The organism is Amycolatopsis sp. NPDC048633, from assembly GCF_040650695.1.
In the GTDB taxonomy this organism is placed as follows: domain Bacteria; phylum Actinomycetota; class Actinomycetes; order Mycobacteriales; family Pseudonocardiaceae; genus Amycolatopsis.
In genome coordinates this window covers 260,905-276,372 of sequence record NZ_JBEZHS010000002.1, presented here as the reverse complement: position 1 = coordinate 276,372, position 15,468 = coordinate 260,905, and the positions used below count along the sequence as shown (strand labels likewise).

Sequence of the window (15,468 nt, the reverse complement as noted above, 5' to 3'; positions counted from 1 at the left end):
CGGGCTGCCGAAAAGACTTGACGGGTGGGGACGGGCCCGGAAACAACCGGACTCGCCCCCGTCCCGGGTCATTCTTCGCGCAGATTCTCCAGGTTCGTCGTCCGCCACAACGCGGGCAGTGTCAGCGCCGTGACGAACAGTACCGCGGCGATCGCGGTCGCCGTCAGGAGCGCGATCACCGGCACGTCGGCCGTCATCGGGCGGTGCACCACGAACTCGAGCACCAGCCAGTCGAGGGCGAGCCCGGCCGGCACGGCGACGACCACCGCCACGGCCACCGGGATCGCCAGCTGCCACACCAGTGACCGGGCGAGCACGCCGCGGCCGACGCCGTTGGCCGCCAGCGCGGCGAGGCTGCGCCGCCGTTCCCGCAGCTGTTCCCACGCGGCGACCAGCAGGCTGCCCGCGACGAACAGCAGCACCAGCACCGAGCCGACCTGCAACACCCGGGTGATCAGCGCGGAGGTACCGTCCCGCCCGGTGCCCAGCGAGTCCACGGATCCGTTCCAGCCCACCACGTTCCGGACGCGCTCCACCAGATCCGGGCCGGCGTCGGGCAGCGTCGCGGACACCGTCAGCCCGACGCCCGACGCCGTCGCCAGCGCGCCCGGGGTGACGAGCAGCTCCGGCGCGTCCTCCCCGTGGACCGGCACGCGGTGCACCGCCGGCACCGTCCACTGTGGAAAGCCGGCCCGGTGGGCGCGGCGGACCTCGGAAAACCACACGTGATCCCCCGGCTCGGGCACGAAGCTGCTCCGCGTTGTCGCGGCGTAGACGTCGCCGTCGCGGCAGTTCGCGATCCCGGCGAGGTCCCGCAGCCGCGGGCAGCTCTCGACGACGACCGAGGTGCGTTCGCCCGTCGCGGTCTCGATCATGGCACCGGTCCGCACCGGCACGGCACCCAGCCCGGGCAGCGCGTGGAAGGCGGCGGTGAACGCCTCGCCGTCGGCGACGCTCGTGGCGTAGTAGCTCGCGAGCACCCGGATGTCCCGCGGGGCAGGACGTTCGCTCTCGGTCCGGGCGTAGACTCCTTGCAGCGCAATGGATCCGGCCAGCACCACGGCGACCCCGCTGACGAGGCGCGCCGCCGTCGCGCTGTCCAGCTGGAGCCGGCGGACGGCCAGCAGCCAGGCCGGCGAACCGCCCCCGAGCAGCCCCGCGACCCGTTCGACCACCCACGGCAGCACGAGGGGTACGGCCGCGAGGACGAGAACCACCCCGACGACCACGGACGGGTTGTCGGCGCCGCCGCCGCCCAGGCCGGTGAGCAGCAGTACGCCGCCGGTGACCGCGGGAAACAGGCGCCAGGCCAGTTTCCGCCGGGTCCGCGTCCCCCGCCGTTCGACACCCAGCGGCTCGATGACGATCGGCCGCAGCGCGACCATGGCCGCCGCGCACGCCAGCACCGGCAGCGCCAGCAGGGCCGGGACGCCGAGCCGCCAGTCGGGGACGACGTCGGTGCCGAAGAGGCCGCCGCGGAAGGCGTCCACGGTGATCGCCGGGACGAGCACGCGGATGAGCTGGAACAGCGCGAGTCCGGCGAGCAGGCCGGCGAACGACCCGAGCAACGCCTCGCCGGCCGCGATCCGGTGCACCTGGCCCCGGTCCGCGCCGACCAGGCGCAGCGCGGCGAGCCGCCGGTCCCGGGCCGCCGCCGCGAGCCGGGTGCTCGTGACGACGAAGACGAACACCGGCACAAGGCAGGTCGTCGCGCCGACCACGACCAGCAGCAGCTCGAGCGCCGACAGGGGGCGGTGGGAGCTCTCGCCCCCGAAGCGGCTCACCGAGACGGCGTCCGGCTGCTGCGCGACGGTGGTGGAGCCGACGTAGAACAAGAACTCGTTCGGGCCGGTCAACCCGGTGTCGCCGACCGTCCCGACCACCCGCTCGGAGAAGCGCGGACGCAGCAGCTCGCCTTCGGGCGACCGCAGCAAGTCCGCCAGCGCCGGCGAAAGCACCGCCTCCCCCGGGCCCGGCAGCCGGTCGACGCCCGGCACGGCGGGCGGACGTGGCCCGGTCGGCTGCACGAGGTAGCCCTGCAGGCCGCGCCCGCGGAACTCGTCGTTCCGGCGGGCCACGAAGACCGGGTCGACGCCGTCGACGGCCGCGGCCGCGGCGGGGAAACGCGCGCTCGCCCGGTCGTCCCGGGCGGCGAGCAGGTGCGGCACCGACGTCGCGGTGAGCAGGACGGCGACGCCGAGGCCGACGCCGACCGCCGTCAGCGTGAGCCGCACCAGGGCGGTCCGCGCCCCGCCGCCGCCCAGCGCGAGGCGCATCCCGAGCGCGAGGTCGGCGGCCCAGCGCCGGATCACCGCGTCACCTCGAGCTCCCGCGTCCGCCCGTCGCGCACGACGACCTCGCGGTCGGAGTACGCCGCGACGCGGGGTTCGTGCGTCACCAGGACGACCGCCGCGTCCCGCTCGCGGGCCGCGGTCGTCAGCAGCTGCATCACCTGCTCGCCGTTGAGCGAGTCCAGGGCACCCGTCGGCTCGTCGGCGAAGACGACGCGCGGGCCGGTCACGAGCGCGCGGGCCACCGCCACGCGCTGGCCCTGCCCGCCCGACACCTCGCCCGGCCGCTTGCCCGCCACGTCGGCGAGGCCGAGCTCCGCCAGCATTTCGCGGGACCGCCGCGCCGCCACCCGGCCGCGCTCGCCGTTCAGCCGCAGCGGCAGGGCCACGTTCTCCAGGCAGGTGAGCTCCGGGACGAGCCGGCCGAACTGGAAGACGAAGCCGAAGTCGGTGCGGCGCAACGCCGAGCGCGCGCGGTCGGTCAGCAGGGCGAGGTCGGCGCCGCGGTAGCGGATGGTGCCGTCGTCCGGCCGGACGATCCCGGCCAGGCAGTGCAGCAGCGTCGACTTCCCCGCCCCGGACGGGCCCATCAGGGCCACGACCTCGCCCGCGCGCACCCGCAGGCTCGCGGACGTCAGCGCGTCCGTGGGCCCGTACGCCTTCCGGACTCCGTCGGCCTCCAGCAGGACGTTCCCCTCGGTGCTCACGCGATCTCCTTCGCCAGCTGGTCGAGCCGGGCCGCGGTCAGTTCCAGCCAGCGGAGGTCGGCCTCCAGGTGGAACAGCGCGTGGTCGCAGACCAGCTGGTCGACGAGGTCGCCCTGGGTCTTGCGGCGGGTCAGCTCGCGCATGGCGTCGAGGTGGGCCGAGCGCTGGACGTCGAGGACGTCGACGGCCGGGCGGCCGGAGAGCAGGGCCAGCACCACCTTGGTGTAGAGCGTGTTGTGCAGGTAGGCCTCCGGCTTCTCCGGGGTCGCCAGCCACTTGCCGACGTCGGCGACCCCGGCCTCGGTGATCGCGTAGCGCTTCCGCTCGGGGCCACCGCCGGCCTCGATGCCGTCGGCCTCGACGAGCCCCTGCTTGAGCAGCCGGGCCAGGGTCGAATAGACCTGGCCGTAGTGGACTCGGCGGTCGTGCCCGAACCGGTCGTCGTAGGCGCGTTTGAGGTCGTAGCCGTGCCGGGGGCCGTTTTCCAGCAGCCCGAGCAGGGTTTGTCCGATCGACATGCTCGAACTGTACATGGGGTGTATAGCCGGAGTTTATACACCCCGTTCATAGTGATCAGCCGAGGATGCCCCGCAGCGGTGTCGCGGGCCGTCCGAGCAGTTCTTCGAGGTCAGGGCCGGTGGCGGCGAACTCGCCCCGGCGCGAAGCGTGGAACATGCCGAGCAGCATCGCGGCCTGGCTCGGGGGAACACCGTGCCCGGTCAGGCCCGCCACCCACTCGTCGTCGTCGGCGACCACCCGGCGGATCGTCCGGCCGGTGAGTTCGCCGAGGAGGCGCGCGACGTCCGCCAGGTCGAGCGCGACGGGAGCGGTCAGCGGCGGCGTCGGCCCGTCGAACCGGCCCTCGTCGGCGAGGATGACCGCCGCGGCTTCGGCGAGGTCGGCGTGCGCGGTCCACGACACGGGCCCGTCGGCCGGCGCGACCAGCTCACCGGTCTCCCGCACCTGACCGAGCAGCAGCGGGACCGTGGCGGCGTAGAAACCGTTGCGCAGCGCGGTGAACGCCGGGCCGGCCGCCGCGAGGTGGCGCTCGGTCGCGGCGTGGTCGGGCATCGGCGCGAAGAGCGAGTCGTCGGCCGCGGCCTGGTGGCTCGTGTAGAGAACGCGCTTGACGCCGGCGTCCCGCGCGGCGTCGATCGCCGCGATGTGCTGCCGCAGAGCCGCTTCGCCGGTGGCGTCCGTCGAGACGACGAGAACCTGCGTCGCGCCTTCGAACGCGTCGGCGAGCGACTCCGGGTCGGCGAAGTCTCCGCGTCGCACGCGTACGCCGCGCTCGGCGAGGCCGCTCGCCCGGCCGGGCTCGCGGACACTGACGCCGACCTGCCCGGCCGGGACGCGCCGAAGCAGTTGCTCGACGACCTGGGAGCCGAGCTTGCCGGTGCCGCCGGTGATCACGATCATGGTTGTCCCTCTCGGTTGACTAACACTGATAGTAACTACGTTAGCACCATCGATAGCAATAGTGAGTTATCATCGGAACCATGACGAAGAGCCGGAGCGAAACGCGGGCGCACATCGTCGAGACCGCCGCGCGGCTCTTGGACGACGAAGGCGCGGCCGCGCTCACCATCCGCGCGGTCGCCCACGCCGCCGGCCTGCAGGCGCCGGCGCTCTACCGGTTCTTCGAGGACAAGGACGCGCTGCTCGACGCCGTCGCCGAGCACGTGTTCACCGCTTACGTCACCGGGAAGACGGCCGCGGACGGCGGCGACCCGGTCGCCGACCTTCGCGCCGGGTGGGACGCCCACATCGGCTTCGGCCTGGCCAACACGGCACTGTTCGGCCTGCTCGTGACGCCGGGTCGGACGTCCCCGGCGGCCGAGGCGGGACTGGCGGTCCTGCGCGCCCGGGTGCACCGCATCGCCGAGACCGGCCGGCTGCGCGTACCCGAACCTCTCGCGGTCGAGCTGGTCCATGCCGCCGGCACCGGCGCCGTGCTCACCCTGCTGGCCCGGCCCCCGCAGGACCGGGGCCTGGGCCTCGCCGAGGCGATGTTCGAGGCTGTCCTGGGCCGGATCCTCACCGACGCCCCAGCCCCGCCCGACGCCTCTCCGGAGCTGGCGAAGCTCACCGGCGCCGAGCGCGCCCTGCTCGCGGAGTGGCTCGACCGCGACTGAGCGGCGCAGGGCGGGCGGGCGGCCGCGGCGACGTCATGAACGACCCTTTCACCTCGCCCGACGTCATGAACGAGTCGTTCAGGACGTCCGGTCCACCGCCCCCGCCGGGACTGAGCGGTTCGTGTGCATTTTCCGTCCGGATGTAACAACTATCGGACTTCCGGCGCCATACGGGACGGTCCCGGTCCCCGCGCACCAGGAGTTCCCATGCTGCTTTTCCGTCGTCCCCTGTTCTCCCGAAGATCCAGACGTACCTTGGCTGTGGCCGTCGCCGGGTCGCTTGCCGGCGCCCTCGCGGTGGCCGTCGCCGCACCTGCCGCGGCCGTGCCCGCCGGGTTCGCCGACACCGTCGCGATCGGCGGCCTGACCTCGCCGACCGCCGCGGCGTTCGCGCCCGACGGGCGGGTCTTCGTCGCCGAGAAGAGCGGCCTGGTCAAGGTCTTCGACTCCCTCGCCGACCCGACCGCGACCGTGTTCGCCGACCTGCGGACCCCGACCCAGGACTTCTGGGACCGCGGCCTGCTCGGCCTGGCCGTCGACCCCGCGTTCCCCGCCCGGCCGTACGTCTACGTCTCCTACACCCTCGACGCCCTGCCCGGCGGCACCGCGCCGCGGTGGGGCGACACCTGCCCGACCCCGCCCGGCGCGACCGACCAGGGCTGCGTCGTCACCGGCCGGATCTCGCAGCTCACCATGGGCCCGGCCGGCACCGCCGTCAGCGAGAAGCCCCTCGTGACCGGCTGGTGCCAGCAGTTCCCCAGCCACTCGGTCGGCTCGCTGGCCTTCGGCCCGGACGGCGCCCTGTACGCGGGCGGCGGGGACGGCGCCAGCTTCAACTTCGCCGACTACGGCCAGGTCGGAAACCCCTGCGCCGACCCGCCTTCGCCGGCAGGCACGAACCTCGCCCCGCCGAACGCCGAAGGCGGCGCGCTGCGGTCGCAGTCGCCGCGCCGCGCGGCCGGCCAGCCGGTGCTGCTCAACGGCACGCTCCTGCGCCTCGACCCCGACACCGGGGAAGGCCTGCCCGGCAACCCCTTCGCGAGCAGTTCCGACGCCAACGCCCGGCGGGTGATCGCGTACGGCGCGCGCAACCAGTTCCGGTTCGGGTTCCGGCCCGGGACCGGCGAGCTGTGGGCCGGCGACGTCGGCTGGAACACCTGGGAGGAGATCAACCGCGTCCCGAACGCCGGCGACGCGGTGGCGGAGAACTTCGGCTGGCCCTGCTTCGAAGGCACCACCCGGCAAGCCGGCTACGACGGCGCCAACCTCGACCGCTGCGAATCCCTGTACGCCGCCGGCGGGCAGACCGCGCCCTTCTACGCCTACAACCACAACGCCAAGGTTGTGGCGGGCGATCCGTGTCCCACCGGCGGTTCGTCGATCAGCGGGATCGCCTTCGAGTCCGGCAGCAACTACCCCGCCGCGTACGCCGGCGCCCTGTTCTTCGCCGACTCCTCGCGCGGGTGCATCTGGGCGATGCAGACGGCGGGCGGCCAGCCCAGCCCGAGCAGCCTCGTCCCGTTCGTGACCGGCGTGAACGCACCCGTGCAGGTGCTGACCGGCCCCGGCGGTGATCTCTTCTACGTCGCGCTGGGCAGCGGCGAACTGCGTCGCGTGAGCTACCCGGGCGGCACCAACCGGCCGCCGGTCGCTTCGGCCACGGCGACGCCGTCGAGCGGGCCGGCCCCGCTGGCCGTCCAGTTCGACGGCACCGGGTCCACCGACCCGGACGCCGGCGACGTGCTGTCCTACGCCTGGGACCTCGACGCCGACGGCGCGTACGACGACTCGGCGGCCGCCCGCCCCACCTGGACCTACACCACGGCGGCCGCGGTCGACGCCGGGCTGCGGGTGACGGACTCCCACGGCGCGACGGCCACCACGACGGTCCGGGTGACCGTCGGGACACCGGCCGGCCTGGACCCGGTGCCGGTCATCGACGCCCCCGCCGCCTCGCTGACGTGGTCGGTGGGCCAGACCGTGGCGTTCTCCGGCCGCGCGATCGACGCCCAGGACGGCACACTGCCGCCATCGGCACTGTCCTGGCGGCTCGCGATCCGGCACTGCGCGGCCAACGGCACCTGCCACACGCACAACGTCCAGGACTTCCCGGGCGTCGCGTCGGGCACGTTCGTCGCGCCGGACCACGAGTACCCGTCGTACCTGCAGCTCACCTTGACCGCGACGGACTCGACCGGCCGGACCGGCTCGAAGACCATCGACCTGCAACCGAAGACGGTGACGCTGAACTTCACGTCGAACCCGAACCAGGCGCTGCTCACGGTCGGCGGGACGCAGCAGCGCACCCCGTTCTCGCGGACGGTGATCGCCGGCTCCACCAACTCGATCAGTGCGGACAGCCCGCAGAACCTGCCGCCGCTCAACCTGAAGTACGCCTTCACGAGCTGGGCGCACGGCGGGGCGCGGGCGCAGAACCTCGTCGCCCCGGCGACTTCCGCGACCTACCAGGCGAAGTACCGGCTCTGCTGGCTGCTGCAACCCTGCTGACCGGATGACCCGGCCCCGCCGCGGGGCCGGGTCATTCCTTGGGCTGCTTGGTCTTCTCCGCCTTCTTCGACTCCTTGGCGGCCTGCTTCGACTCTTTCGCCGCTTGCTTCGACTCTTTCGCGGCCTGCTTGGCGTCTTTCTTCGCCTGCTTGTCGTTCACGGCCGTGCCGTCGGCTCCGGTCGTCCCGGCCTGTTCCTCGTCCGCCGCCTCTTCCGCGGACGACTCCGGGTTGGACGAAGCCGAGGTGACCTGCGCCCCGGACGTCGAACGAGGGTCGCCGGCCGGGACGCCCGCCGCGGGCTGGGTTCCCACCGGCTGCGTGGTCGAGCCTTCGGCACCGGGCGCCGGGGGCGGTGGCGCGACGTCGGACGTGCTCGCGCCGATGGTCACCGTCGTGACCAGCGCCGCGCTCGCGGCGGCCACTTTCGCCGCCGTGGCCCACGAGAGCACGGAAGCCCCGGTGCTCGCGGCCGCCCCGGACGAGGCGAGGGAGCCGGTGGTGGTCAGCCAGTGGGCCACGACCGGGAGGCCCAGGATCAGCGGGGCGACGGCGACGGGCAGTTCTTCGTTGATTTCCCGGAGACCGGTGGCCAGCTTGCGGCAGTCCGCGCAGCGGTCCAGGTGGGTCGTGATCCGGTGCGCCTTGTGGTCCCCGACGCCGTCGCGCACCCAGCGGGCGAGCTGGCCGGAGACGAGCCGGCAGTTGCGCCGCCGGGTCGTGTCCGGGACGTGCTGGTCCAGGTACGCCTGCCGCAGCCCTTCCCGCGCGCGGTAGGCCAGCGCGGCGACGCCGTTCGGCGTCATCCCGAAGTCCTCGGCGATCCGGGCCGGCGACTCGCCCTCGATCTCGGTCCGCCACAGCACCTCCCGCCACCGCTTGGGCAAGGTCGCGAACGCGCCCGCGGCGACGGTGCCGTGCAGCCGGCTGTCCACGGGTTCGTCGCTGCCCTCGCTCGGCAGGACATCCGGCACCTCGGCGACGAGCGAAACCGCCGAGTCGCGCCGGCGCCAGCTGACCATCGTGTTCCGGATGGTCGTCAGCAGATAAGGCCGGAATTCCTCGTCCGGACCCTCGCCCGTGCGCAGAATCCGTAGTACGCGGGTGAATCCTTCGGCGATGAGGTCGTCCCGCTCCGCCGCGTCCGACGCGATCGCGGCCGCCACCCGGCGGGCCGCGACCAGATGCCGGTCGTAGAGCTGGCCGTACGCGGCGATGTCCCCGCCGCGCACCGCTTGGATCAAGACCGCGTCGCTCGGGACATCCTTCGTCCCGGCCACCGCCGGTGCCACCTCGGTCACCCGCACCTCCCCCTTGCTCGTGCGCTTGCACGTGCAGAACGTCACGCGATAGTCGTCCAACGAGAGGCCGGGCGCAAGGTTTCGGCTCAGAAAGCCCTTTTTCTTCCGCGGTGAGTGTCCCGGACCCGTGTCTTGTCAGGTGACTGAGCACTCCGGCCCGGTTTCGTCCCGGCCCGGCGACCCGTCGTTGCCGTGGCGTTACCGGACGGGTAGAGACGAAGGGCGGTGGCCACCGCATCCGTGTCCGATGTGGACGGTCGACGTCCGCCACCAGGAGGGTCTCCCCCATGCGCAGAGTCCGGTGTCTTCTGCTGACCTTGCTGCTCCCGGCCGTTCTGCTCACCGGGGTGGCCGAGGCCGCCCCCGCGCCGGCGGTGACGGCGATCCCCGCGACCGCGGGCAAAGGATGGCCGGTCAGCGGCGCCCAAGGCATCCTCGACCTCGCCGGCCGGGGGTACGTCGAGGAGGAGTATCTTCTGTCCGGGCAGGCCGATACCTACGCCCAGGACGGCCTGTGGACCGACGACGGCCGCTGGGCCACGCACGTCGCGACCACCGGAAACCCCTACACCACACGGATGGTCGTGGTACAGCCGAGTGATCCCGCGCGGTTCACCGGCACGGTCGTGGTCGAGTGGCTCAACGTCAGCTTCGGCGTCGACATCCCGGTCGACTTCTCCCAGTCTTACGAGCATTTCTTGCGGGAGGGCCACGCCTACGTCGGCGTGACGACGCAGAAAGCCGGGGCCGACAAGCTGAAGAGCCTCGACCCCGGCCGGTACAGCTCCGTGGACATCAGCTCCGACACCCTGTCGTACGACGTGTTTTCGCAGGCGGCACAGGCGGTCCGGACGCATCCGGAGCTGCTCGGCGGTCGTACGCCGGCGGTCGTGCTCGGCACCGGGCACTCGCAGTCCGCACTGCGGCTGACCACTTATGCGAACGCTGTTCAACCGGTGCGCGGCGGCTACGACGGCCTGATGATCCACGGCCGGGCCGCACTGGCGGCCCCGATCGGCGACGGCGTCATCGGTCCGCTTTCCGCCCGCATCCGCACCGACCTCGGTGTCCCGGTGTTCGTGCTGCAGTCGGAGACGGACGTCGTGGCGTCGGCTTCGGTCCGGCAGGACACCGCCCGGGTGCGGACCTGGGAGGTCGCGGGCACGGCGCACGCCGACCGGTACGGGCTCGATCTCTACGACGCGGCCAACGCCCGGGACCGGTCGATCAACGACGGCGCGCCCACGACGTGCGACAAGCCGGTGAACAGCATGACGTTCCGGTACGCGGAGAACGCGGCGTTCGCGTACCTGGACCGCTGGGCCCGCGGCGGCGCGGCCCCGCCGGTCGCGACGCCGATCTCCTTGCTGCTGGGCCTGTTCATCCGCCGCGACGCCGACCAGAACGCCCTCGGCGGCGTCCGGCTGCCCGACTTCGACGCGCCGGTGGCCGCGTACGCCCCGAACAACAGCGGCGGCAACGTGCCCGGTGCGTGCCTGCTGCTGGGCACGACGACACCGTTGTCAGCGGCCCGGATCCGGCAGCTCTACCCGGACCACGCCACGTACGTCGCGAAGTTCACCGCCGCGGCGGACCGGGCGCTGCGGGCCGGCTACCTCCTCCCCGCCGACCGCGACGAAGCCGTCGCCCGCGCACAAGCAGCGCCGGTCCCCTAGGCCGCTGCCGCGAATGACTCATTCGGGACCTCCGTGGTCCCGAATGAGTCATTCGCGACCTCCCGTCAGTTGGTGTCGAGGGCGATGGCGAGGTCAGTGATGGCCAGCGGGAGCTGGCCCACCGCACTCGTCGCGCCGGTCAGCAGGTTCACGCTGTACAGCGTGGCCGAGCCGCCGGACGGGATGATCGTCGCGAACGCCGACGCCGAGACCGTCTTGCCGTTGACCAGGTCGCTGTAGATGTCGAGACCCGCGTTCGGGGTCGCGTCCACGCCGAGGGCGCCGGTCGGGGCCAGCGTGCCGTTGTTGGCCGGCGACTGGATGACGACCTGGTCCGTCGTCGTGTTGACGCCGAACAGCGTCGTCGCGGTGTCGGCGTTCAGGTCGTTGTTCGTGTACGCCGACGCCGTGACGCCGCGGGCCGGTCCGGTCAGCGGCGGGGTGGTGAGGGTGGTGTCCTCGGTCGTCGTGCCGTCGTTGAGGTTGTGCCGCAGGTTCTGGCCGTTGTCGCTGACCACCCGCAGCCGGTCGGCGGCCGGGTTGAAGTCGACGCCGAAGTTGGTGCCGTAGAGCGGGACGCCGAGCTGGGAGACCTTCTTGACGACGACGTCCGGCGTCACCGGCGGCGTGGTGATGGTGTAGATGCCGCCGTAGTTGCCGACGCCGTACATCGTGTTGTTCTGGGGGCGGATGTCGATGCCGATCAGCGACGTGTCGCCGCTGAGCCCGGTGACCACCCGGACCCAGTCGAGCACCTGCGGGCGGTCGGTGGTGAACATGGCCATCAGCGTGCCGTCGGCGGTGATGCCGAACGTCTGCAGCCCCGCGGCCTGCGCCACGCTGTCGCCCGCCGTGGCGACCGAGACGCCGGTCGCGGCCGACAGGACCGCGGCCGCGGCGGCGATCCCTCTCTTGATCCGTGCCTTCATCGTGGTTCCCCTCCTGGAGCTTCTGTGGGCGAGAGGAAGCTATTCGGACGAACTGGACATCCGTTGGACGTCGGCTGGACTGGGCGGAACGGCGTCTTGCGGGCCCTTGCCCGAGCCAGGACATTGGGACCACAACGGAAAACCAGGGGGTACGCGATGACCATCGGACGCAGACTGGGCACGCTCACGGCCGCCACCGCGGCACTGCTCGCCACCATCCCGTTCGCCACGGGCGCCACGGCCGGCGCCGCGGAAAAGGCCTGCTGGACCATCGAACCGATCGAACTCGCCCTCGAAGACGTCTGGAGCTACACCTACCAGGTGTCCTGGTGCGCCGAGGGATCGGAGATCGTCTCGGTCGACCCAGTGGTCTCGCACCAGGTGATCGCCCCGGTCTGCAGCTGGGTGGGCAGCGTCGAGGAGTCGGTGACGAAGTCCCCGGACGGCAAGGCCCGCACGGCGTTCAACCTGAGCGAGTTCTCCTGCCCCGGCGACATCGGGGCCAAGGGCGTGACCCCGTGGGCGATCGTCACCCTCCACCCGAACGGGACCTACACGATCGACGCCACCGGCATCCACCCCTAGCCGGCCGCGCGCGGAGTCGCGAATGACTCATTCGCGGCTTCGGAGGTCCCGAATGAGTCATTCGCGGCACCGCTTCAGCACCGCGAGCGCTTCCGCGGTGCCGTGGCCGGTCTCGCGGTGGACCGCCAGCGCGCGGCGGGCGTGGCCGGCGGCGGCGCCGGGATCGCCCCGTGCCAGCAGGATGCCGGCCAGCACTGTCAAGGCCTGGCCCCGCAGGGCCCGGTAGCCCGCCCGCTCGGCCAGGGCGAGGGCGTGACGCGCCGGGGCCGGGTCGGCGGCGGCCGCCGCCAGGCCGATCAGGGCGTCGGCCTCCGGGTAGCGGTCGCCGGTTTCGCGGATCAGGTCGAGGGCCTGGCCGTACCGGCGGAGCGCGGCCGCCCGGTCACCGGTGCGGTGGAGCACGGCCCCGAGGGTGGCCAGCGCCTCCGCCTCGGTCCGCGGGTCGCCGGCTTCGCGGGCCAGGGCCAGGCCCGCGCGGGCGCCCTCGAGAGCCTCGTCGCGACGGCCCAGGTCGCTGTGCGCCGCGGCCAGCCGGCTGCGGGTTTCGGCTTCGCCGCCGCGGTTTCCCGCTTCGCGCTGCAGCCGCAGCGACCGGGCGAGCAGCTCGGCCGCCTCGGCGGGCTGCCCGCGCGCTCGCTGCGTCTGCCCGAGGTTGGCGAGGTTGATCGCTTCGCCGTAGCGGGACCCGATGCGGCGGAACCGCTGCAGCGCCTCGGCGTGGTGCTCGGCCGCTTCCGCCAGCCGGCCCATCTCCCAGTGGACGAGCCCGAGGTTGGCGAACGCGACGGCCTCCCCCGCGACCTGGCCGATCCGGCGGCTCAGGGCCAGCCCGCGCTCGAACCGGGACGCGGCCGCGGTGAGCTGCCCGGACTGCCAGTAGACGCACCCGAGGTTGCCGAGCACGGCGGCCTGCGCCTCGGCCCAGCCCGCCCGCCGGGCCAGCTGCAACGCGGCGGTGTAGTGCCGCACGGCCGGCCGGTACCGGCCCTGGCGGAAGTGCAGGTCGGCGAGGCTGAGCCGGGAGACGGCCCGCGCCCGCGCGTCTCCGTCGGCCTCGGCGGCGGCCAGCCCGGCCTCGGCGGCCGCGGTCCATTCGACCCGGCGCATGCACATCCAGAAGTACCCCCGGAGCGCGTCCGCGAGCAGCCACGCCATCGGCCGCGGCCCGGCCTCCGCCGCGTGCCGGACGGCCGCGACGAGGTTGCCGCGTTCGGCGTCCAGCCAGTTCGACGCCTCGCCGAGCCCGGTGAACCGGCTGCCGGACTCGGGGACCGGTAGCCGCAGCATGTGCGGGTAGAGCAGGCGGGCCGCGCCGTCCACCGTGCCCAGGTACCAGTCGTACAGGCGGGCCAGCGCGCCGTCGCGGTCCAGCTCGGCCTGCTCGGCGGCGTAGCGGCGGAGGAGGTCGTGGAATCGGTAGCGGCCCGGGCTGTGGTGCTCGACGAGGTGCGCGCCGGCGAGCTTCTCCAGCAGCGCGCCCGCCCGTGCCGGCTCGGTGCCGGCGAGGGCGGCGGCGGCCTCGGCGCCGGCGTCGGCCCCGGGAACCAGGCTCAGCAACCGGAACAGCCGCTGGGCGTCGGCGGGCAGCGCCGCGTGCGACAGGTCGAACGCGGTCCGCACGGCGGTCTGCTCGTCACCCTGCACCGCGAGCGCGGCCAGGAGGTTCCCCTCGCGCAGTTCCGCGACGTAGTCCTCGATGCCGAGACCGGGCCGGTCGGCCAGGTTGGCCGCGGCGATCCGCAGCGCGAGCGGGAGGTGGACGCACAGCTTCGCGAACTCGACGGCCGCTTCCGGCTCCTCGCGCACCCGGTCGTGGCCGAGGACGCCGCCCAGCAGCTCGACGGCGTCTTCGGGGTTCAGCACGTCGAGCGTGAGCCGGCGCGCGCCGTGCACGGCGACCAGGCCCGTCATGCGGTCGCGGCCGGTCACCACCACCAGGCACCCGGGCCCGGCCGGCAGCAGCGGCCGGACGTGTGCCGGACCGGCGGCGTTGTCCAGCAGCACCAGGATCTTCCGGTCGGTCGTCAGGGTCCGGTAGAGGGCCGCGGCGGTTTCCCCGTCGGCGGGCACGCGTTCGGGCGGGATCCCCAGCGCGGCGAGGAACTGGGCGAGGGTTTCGATCGGCGGCGCGGGAGCGCCGGGGGCGTGCCCGCGCAGGTTCGCGTAGAGCTGCCCGTCGGGGAAGCGGTCGCGCACGCGGTGGGCCCACCGCACGGCCAGCGCCGTCTTGCCCACCCCGGCGGTGCCGGAGATCGCGGCGATCGCCCCGCCCGCGGCCAGCACGCTGTCCAAAAAGGACAGCTCTGCCGTGCGGCCGGTGAACCCCCCGGGCTCGGCGGGCAGCTGCTTCGGGATCCGCTGCGCAGGCCTGCTTTCAGCCGGCTCTGTGGCCGGGGCGACGTCGTCGTGCAGCAACGCGGCGTGGGCGGACAGGAGCTCCGGTCCGGGGTCGATGCCGAGCTCCTCGACGAGCCGGGCGCGCGTCCGCCGGTAGAGCCGGAACGCCTCGCCCCGCTGCCCGAGGGCGTGGTGGGCGCGGATCAGCAGAGCCTGCGCGGCTTCGTCGAGGGGCTGCTCGGCGGCGGCCTCCGCGATCGAGGGCAGGACCTCGGCCGCCGCGCCGGCGGCGATCATCGCGCCGGCGTACCGGGAAAACGCTTCCCGGCGCTCCGCCACGAGGGAGATGACCTTCGGATGCGCGGCCAGCGAAGGGAGATCGGCCAGCGGACGTCCCCGCCACAGCTGCAGCGCTTCACCGAGCGAAGCCGCGACGCGGGCAGTGTCGGCTTCACGGTGGGCGTCGTTCGCGTCGGCGATGAACCCGCGGAACTGCCACAGGTCGACGTCGACGGCATCCCGGCGCACCGCGTAACCGCCGCCGATGTGCGGCAGCACCCCGCTGCCGGACCGCGGTGCGCGGCCGGGTTCGAGCAGGTGGCGCAAGTGCTTCACGTGGGTCTGGACCACGTTCACCGCACTCGGCGGCGGCCGGTCGCCCCAGAGCGTGTCCACCAGTTCGCGCCGGGCGACGGCGTCGCCACCCGCGAGCGCGAGCAACCCGAGCACCGCGCGGCGGCCGGGCGGGCCGAGCTCGAGCTCCGCGCCGTCACGCCACGCGCGCACCGAACCCAGCACCTGGATGCGCACCGACCTCGTCGCCACGGTGTCCCCCGCTATCGGCTGCCGATCACCGAACGTAGCGGCCCCGGCCACCGGGACACAAGGAAGTGGCTCCGCTCAGCCCAGCGGCGCCCGTCGGGCGGGCTAAGGGGAGGATTCCGGCGATGAAACCTGTTCCACCGAAACAGGAGACGGACACCCCTTGCCCCGTGCGGGT

At 73.4% G+C, this 15,468-nt stretch carries 11 protein-coding genes; 4 read left to right on the top strand and 7 right to left on the bottom strand.

Features of this window, described 5'->3' with window-relative positions; all coding sequences use genetic code 11:
- Positions 1-68: 68 nt before the first annotated feature.
- Genes AB0C38_RS07770 through AB0C38_RS07755 form a run of 4 tightly spaced genes read right to left on the bottom strand, consistent with a single transcriptional unit; the run spans position 69 to position 4,417 of the window.
- Entirely contained in the window at positions 69-2,312 is a 2,244-nt protein-coding gene (locus tag AB0C38_RS07770) for an FtsX-like permease family protein (protein WP_360668266.1), read from the bottom strand.
- Positions 2,309-2,998, bottom strand: a complete 690-nt coding sequence (locus AB0C38_RS07765) for an ABC transporter ATP-binding protein (RefSeq protein WP_360668263.1) — start codon at positions 2,996-2,998, stop codon at positions 2,309-2,311. Before AB0C38_RS07765 ends, AB0C38_RS07770 begins: the two co-directional genes overlap by 4 nt.
- Positions 2,995-3,516 (bottom strand): PadR family transcriptional regulator, encoded by a 522-nt coding sequence (locus AB0C38_RS07760; protein ID WP_360668260.1) that lies wholly within the window; start codon positions 3,514-3,516, stop codon positions 2,995-2,997. Before AB0C38_RS07760 ends, AB0C38_RS07765 begins: the two co-directional genes overlap by 4 nt.
- A 55-nt stretch (positions 3,517-3,571) precedes the next feature.
- Positions 3,572-4,417, bottom strand: coding sequence for an NAD(P)H-binding protein (locus tag AB0C38_RS07755; RefSeq protein WP_360668257.1), 846 nt, complete (start codon positions 4,415-4,417; stop codon positions 3,572-3,574).
- An 80-nt stretch (positions 4,418-4,497) separates the two neighbouring features.
- Between AB0C38_RS07755 and AB0C38_RS07750 the strand changes: the two genes are divergently transcribed.
- Both AB0C38_RS07750 and AB0C38_RS07745 read left to right on the top strand, forming a co-directional pair.
- Entirely contained in the window at positions 4,498-5,133 is a 636-nt protein-coding gene (locus tag AB0C38_RS07750) for a TetR/AcrR family transcriptional regulator (RefSeq protein ID WP_360668254.1), read from the top strand.
- A gap of 207 nt (positions 5,134-5,340) precedes the next feature.
- Positions 5,341-7,641, top strand: coding sequence for a PQQ-dependent sugar dehydrogenase (locus AB0C38_RS07745; RefSeq protein WP_360668251.1), 2,301 nt, complete (start codon positions 5,341-5,343; stop codon positions 7,639-7,641).
- Between the two features lie 31 nt (positions 7,642-7,672).
- Here the strand turns inward: AB0C38_RS07745 and AB0C38_RS07740 are convergent, their stop codons facing one another.
- A complete protein-coding gene (locus tag AB0C38_RS07740; RefSeq protein WP_360668248.1) occupies positions 7,673-8,941 on the bottom strand; it encodes a sigma-70 family RNA polymerase sigma factor in 1,269 nt (422 codons plus the stop codon).
- A 287-nt stretch (positions 8,942-9,228) separates the two neighbouring features.
- Here AB0C38_RS07740 and AB0C38_RS07735 point away from each other — a divergent pair, with 287 nt between their 5' ends.
- Positions 9,229-10,617 (top strand): alpha/beta hydrolase domain-containing protein, encoded by a 1,389-nt coding sequence (locus tag AB0C38_RS07735; RefSeq protein ID WP_360668246.1) that lies wholly within the window; start codon positions 9,229-9,231, stop codon positions 10,615-10,617.
- Between the two features lie 65 nt (positions 10,618-10,682).
- Here the strand turns inward: AB0C38_RS07735 and AB0C38_RS07730 are convergent, their stop codons facing one another.
- Entirely contained in the window at positions 10,683-11,546 is an 864-nt protein-coding gene (locus AB0C38_RS07730) for a DUF4394 domain-containing protein (RefSeq protein ID WP_360668243.1), read from the bottom strand.
- 156 nt (positions 11,547-11,702) lie between these two features.
- Between AB0C38_RS07730 and AB0C38_RS07725 the strand changes: the two genes are divergently transcribed.
- Positions 11,703-12,131, top strand: coding sequence for a hypothetical protein (locus AB0C38_RS07725; RefSeq protein WP_360668240.1), 429 nt, complete (start codon positions 11,703-11,705; stop codon positions 12,129-12,131).
- A 57-nt stretch (positions 12,132-12,188) separates the two neighbouring features.
- Here the strand turns inward: AB0C38_RS07725 and AB0C38_RS07720 are convergent, their stop codons facing one another.
- A complete protein-coding gene (locus AB0C38_RS07720) occupies positions 12,189-15,293 on the bottom strand; it encodes a tetratricopeptide repeat protein (RefSeq protein WP_360668237.1) in 3,105 nt (1,034 codons plus the stop codon).
- Positions 15,294-15,468 lie beyond the last annotated feature (175 nt).

Bases quoted from the DNA above. Each gene is read 5' to 3' on its own strand.
- AB0C38_RS07760 (WP_360668260.1), bottom strand. From the start codon at position 3,516: ATGTCGATCGGACAAACCCTGCTCGGGCTGCTGGAAAACGGCCCCCGG.
- AB0C38_RS07755 (WP_360668257.1), bottom strand. From the start codon at position 4,417: ATGATCGTGATCACCGGCGGCACCGGCAAGCTCGGCTCCCAGGTCGTC.
- AB0C38_RS07750 (WP_360668254.1), top strand. From the start codon at position 4,498: ATGACGAAGAGCCGGAGCGAAACGCGGGCGCACATCGTCGAGACCGCC.
- AB0C38_RS07745 (WP_360668251.1), top strand. From the start codon at position 5,341: ATGCTGCTTTTCCGTCGTCCCCTGTTCTCCCGAAGATCCAGACGTACC.
- AB0C38_RS07735 (WP_360668246.1), top strand. From the start codon at position 9,229: ATGCGCAGAGTCCGGTGTCTTCTGCTGACCTTGCTGCTCCCGGCCGTT.
- AB0C38_RS07730 (WP_360668243.1), bottom strand. From the start codon at position 11,546: ATGAAGGCACGGATCAAGAGAGGGATCGCCGCCGCGGCCGCGGTCCTG.
- AB0C38_RS07725 (WP_360668240.1), top strand. From the start codon at position 11,703: ATGACCATCGGACGCAGACTGGGCACGCTCACGGCCGCCACCGCGGCA.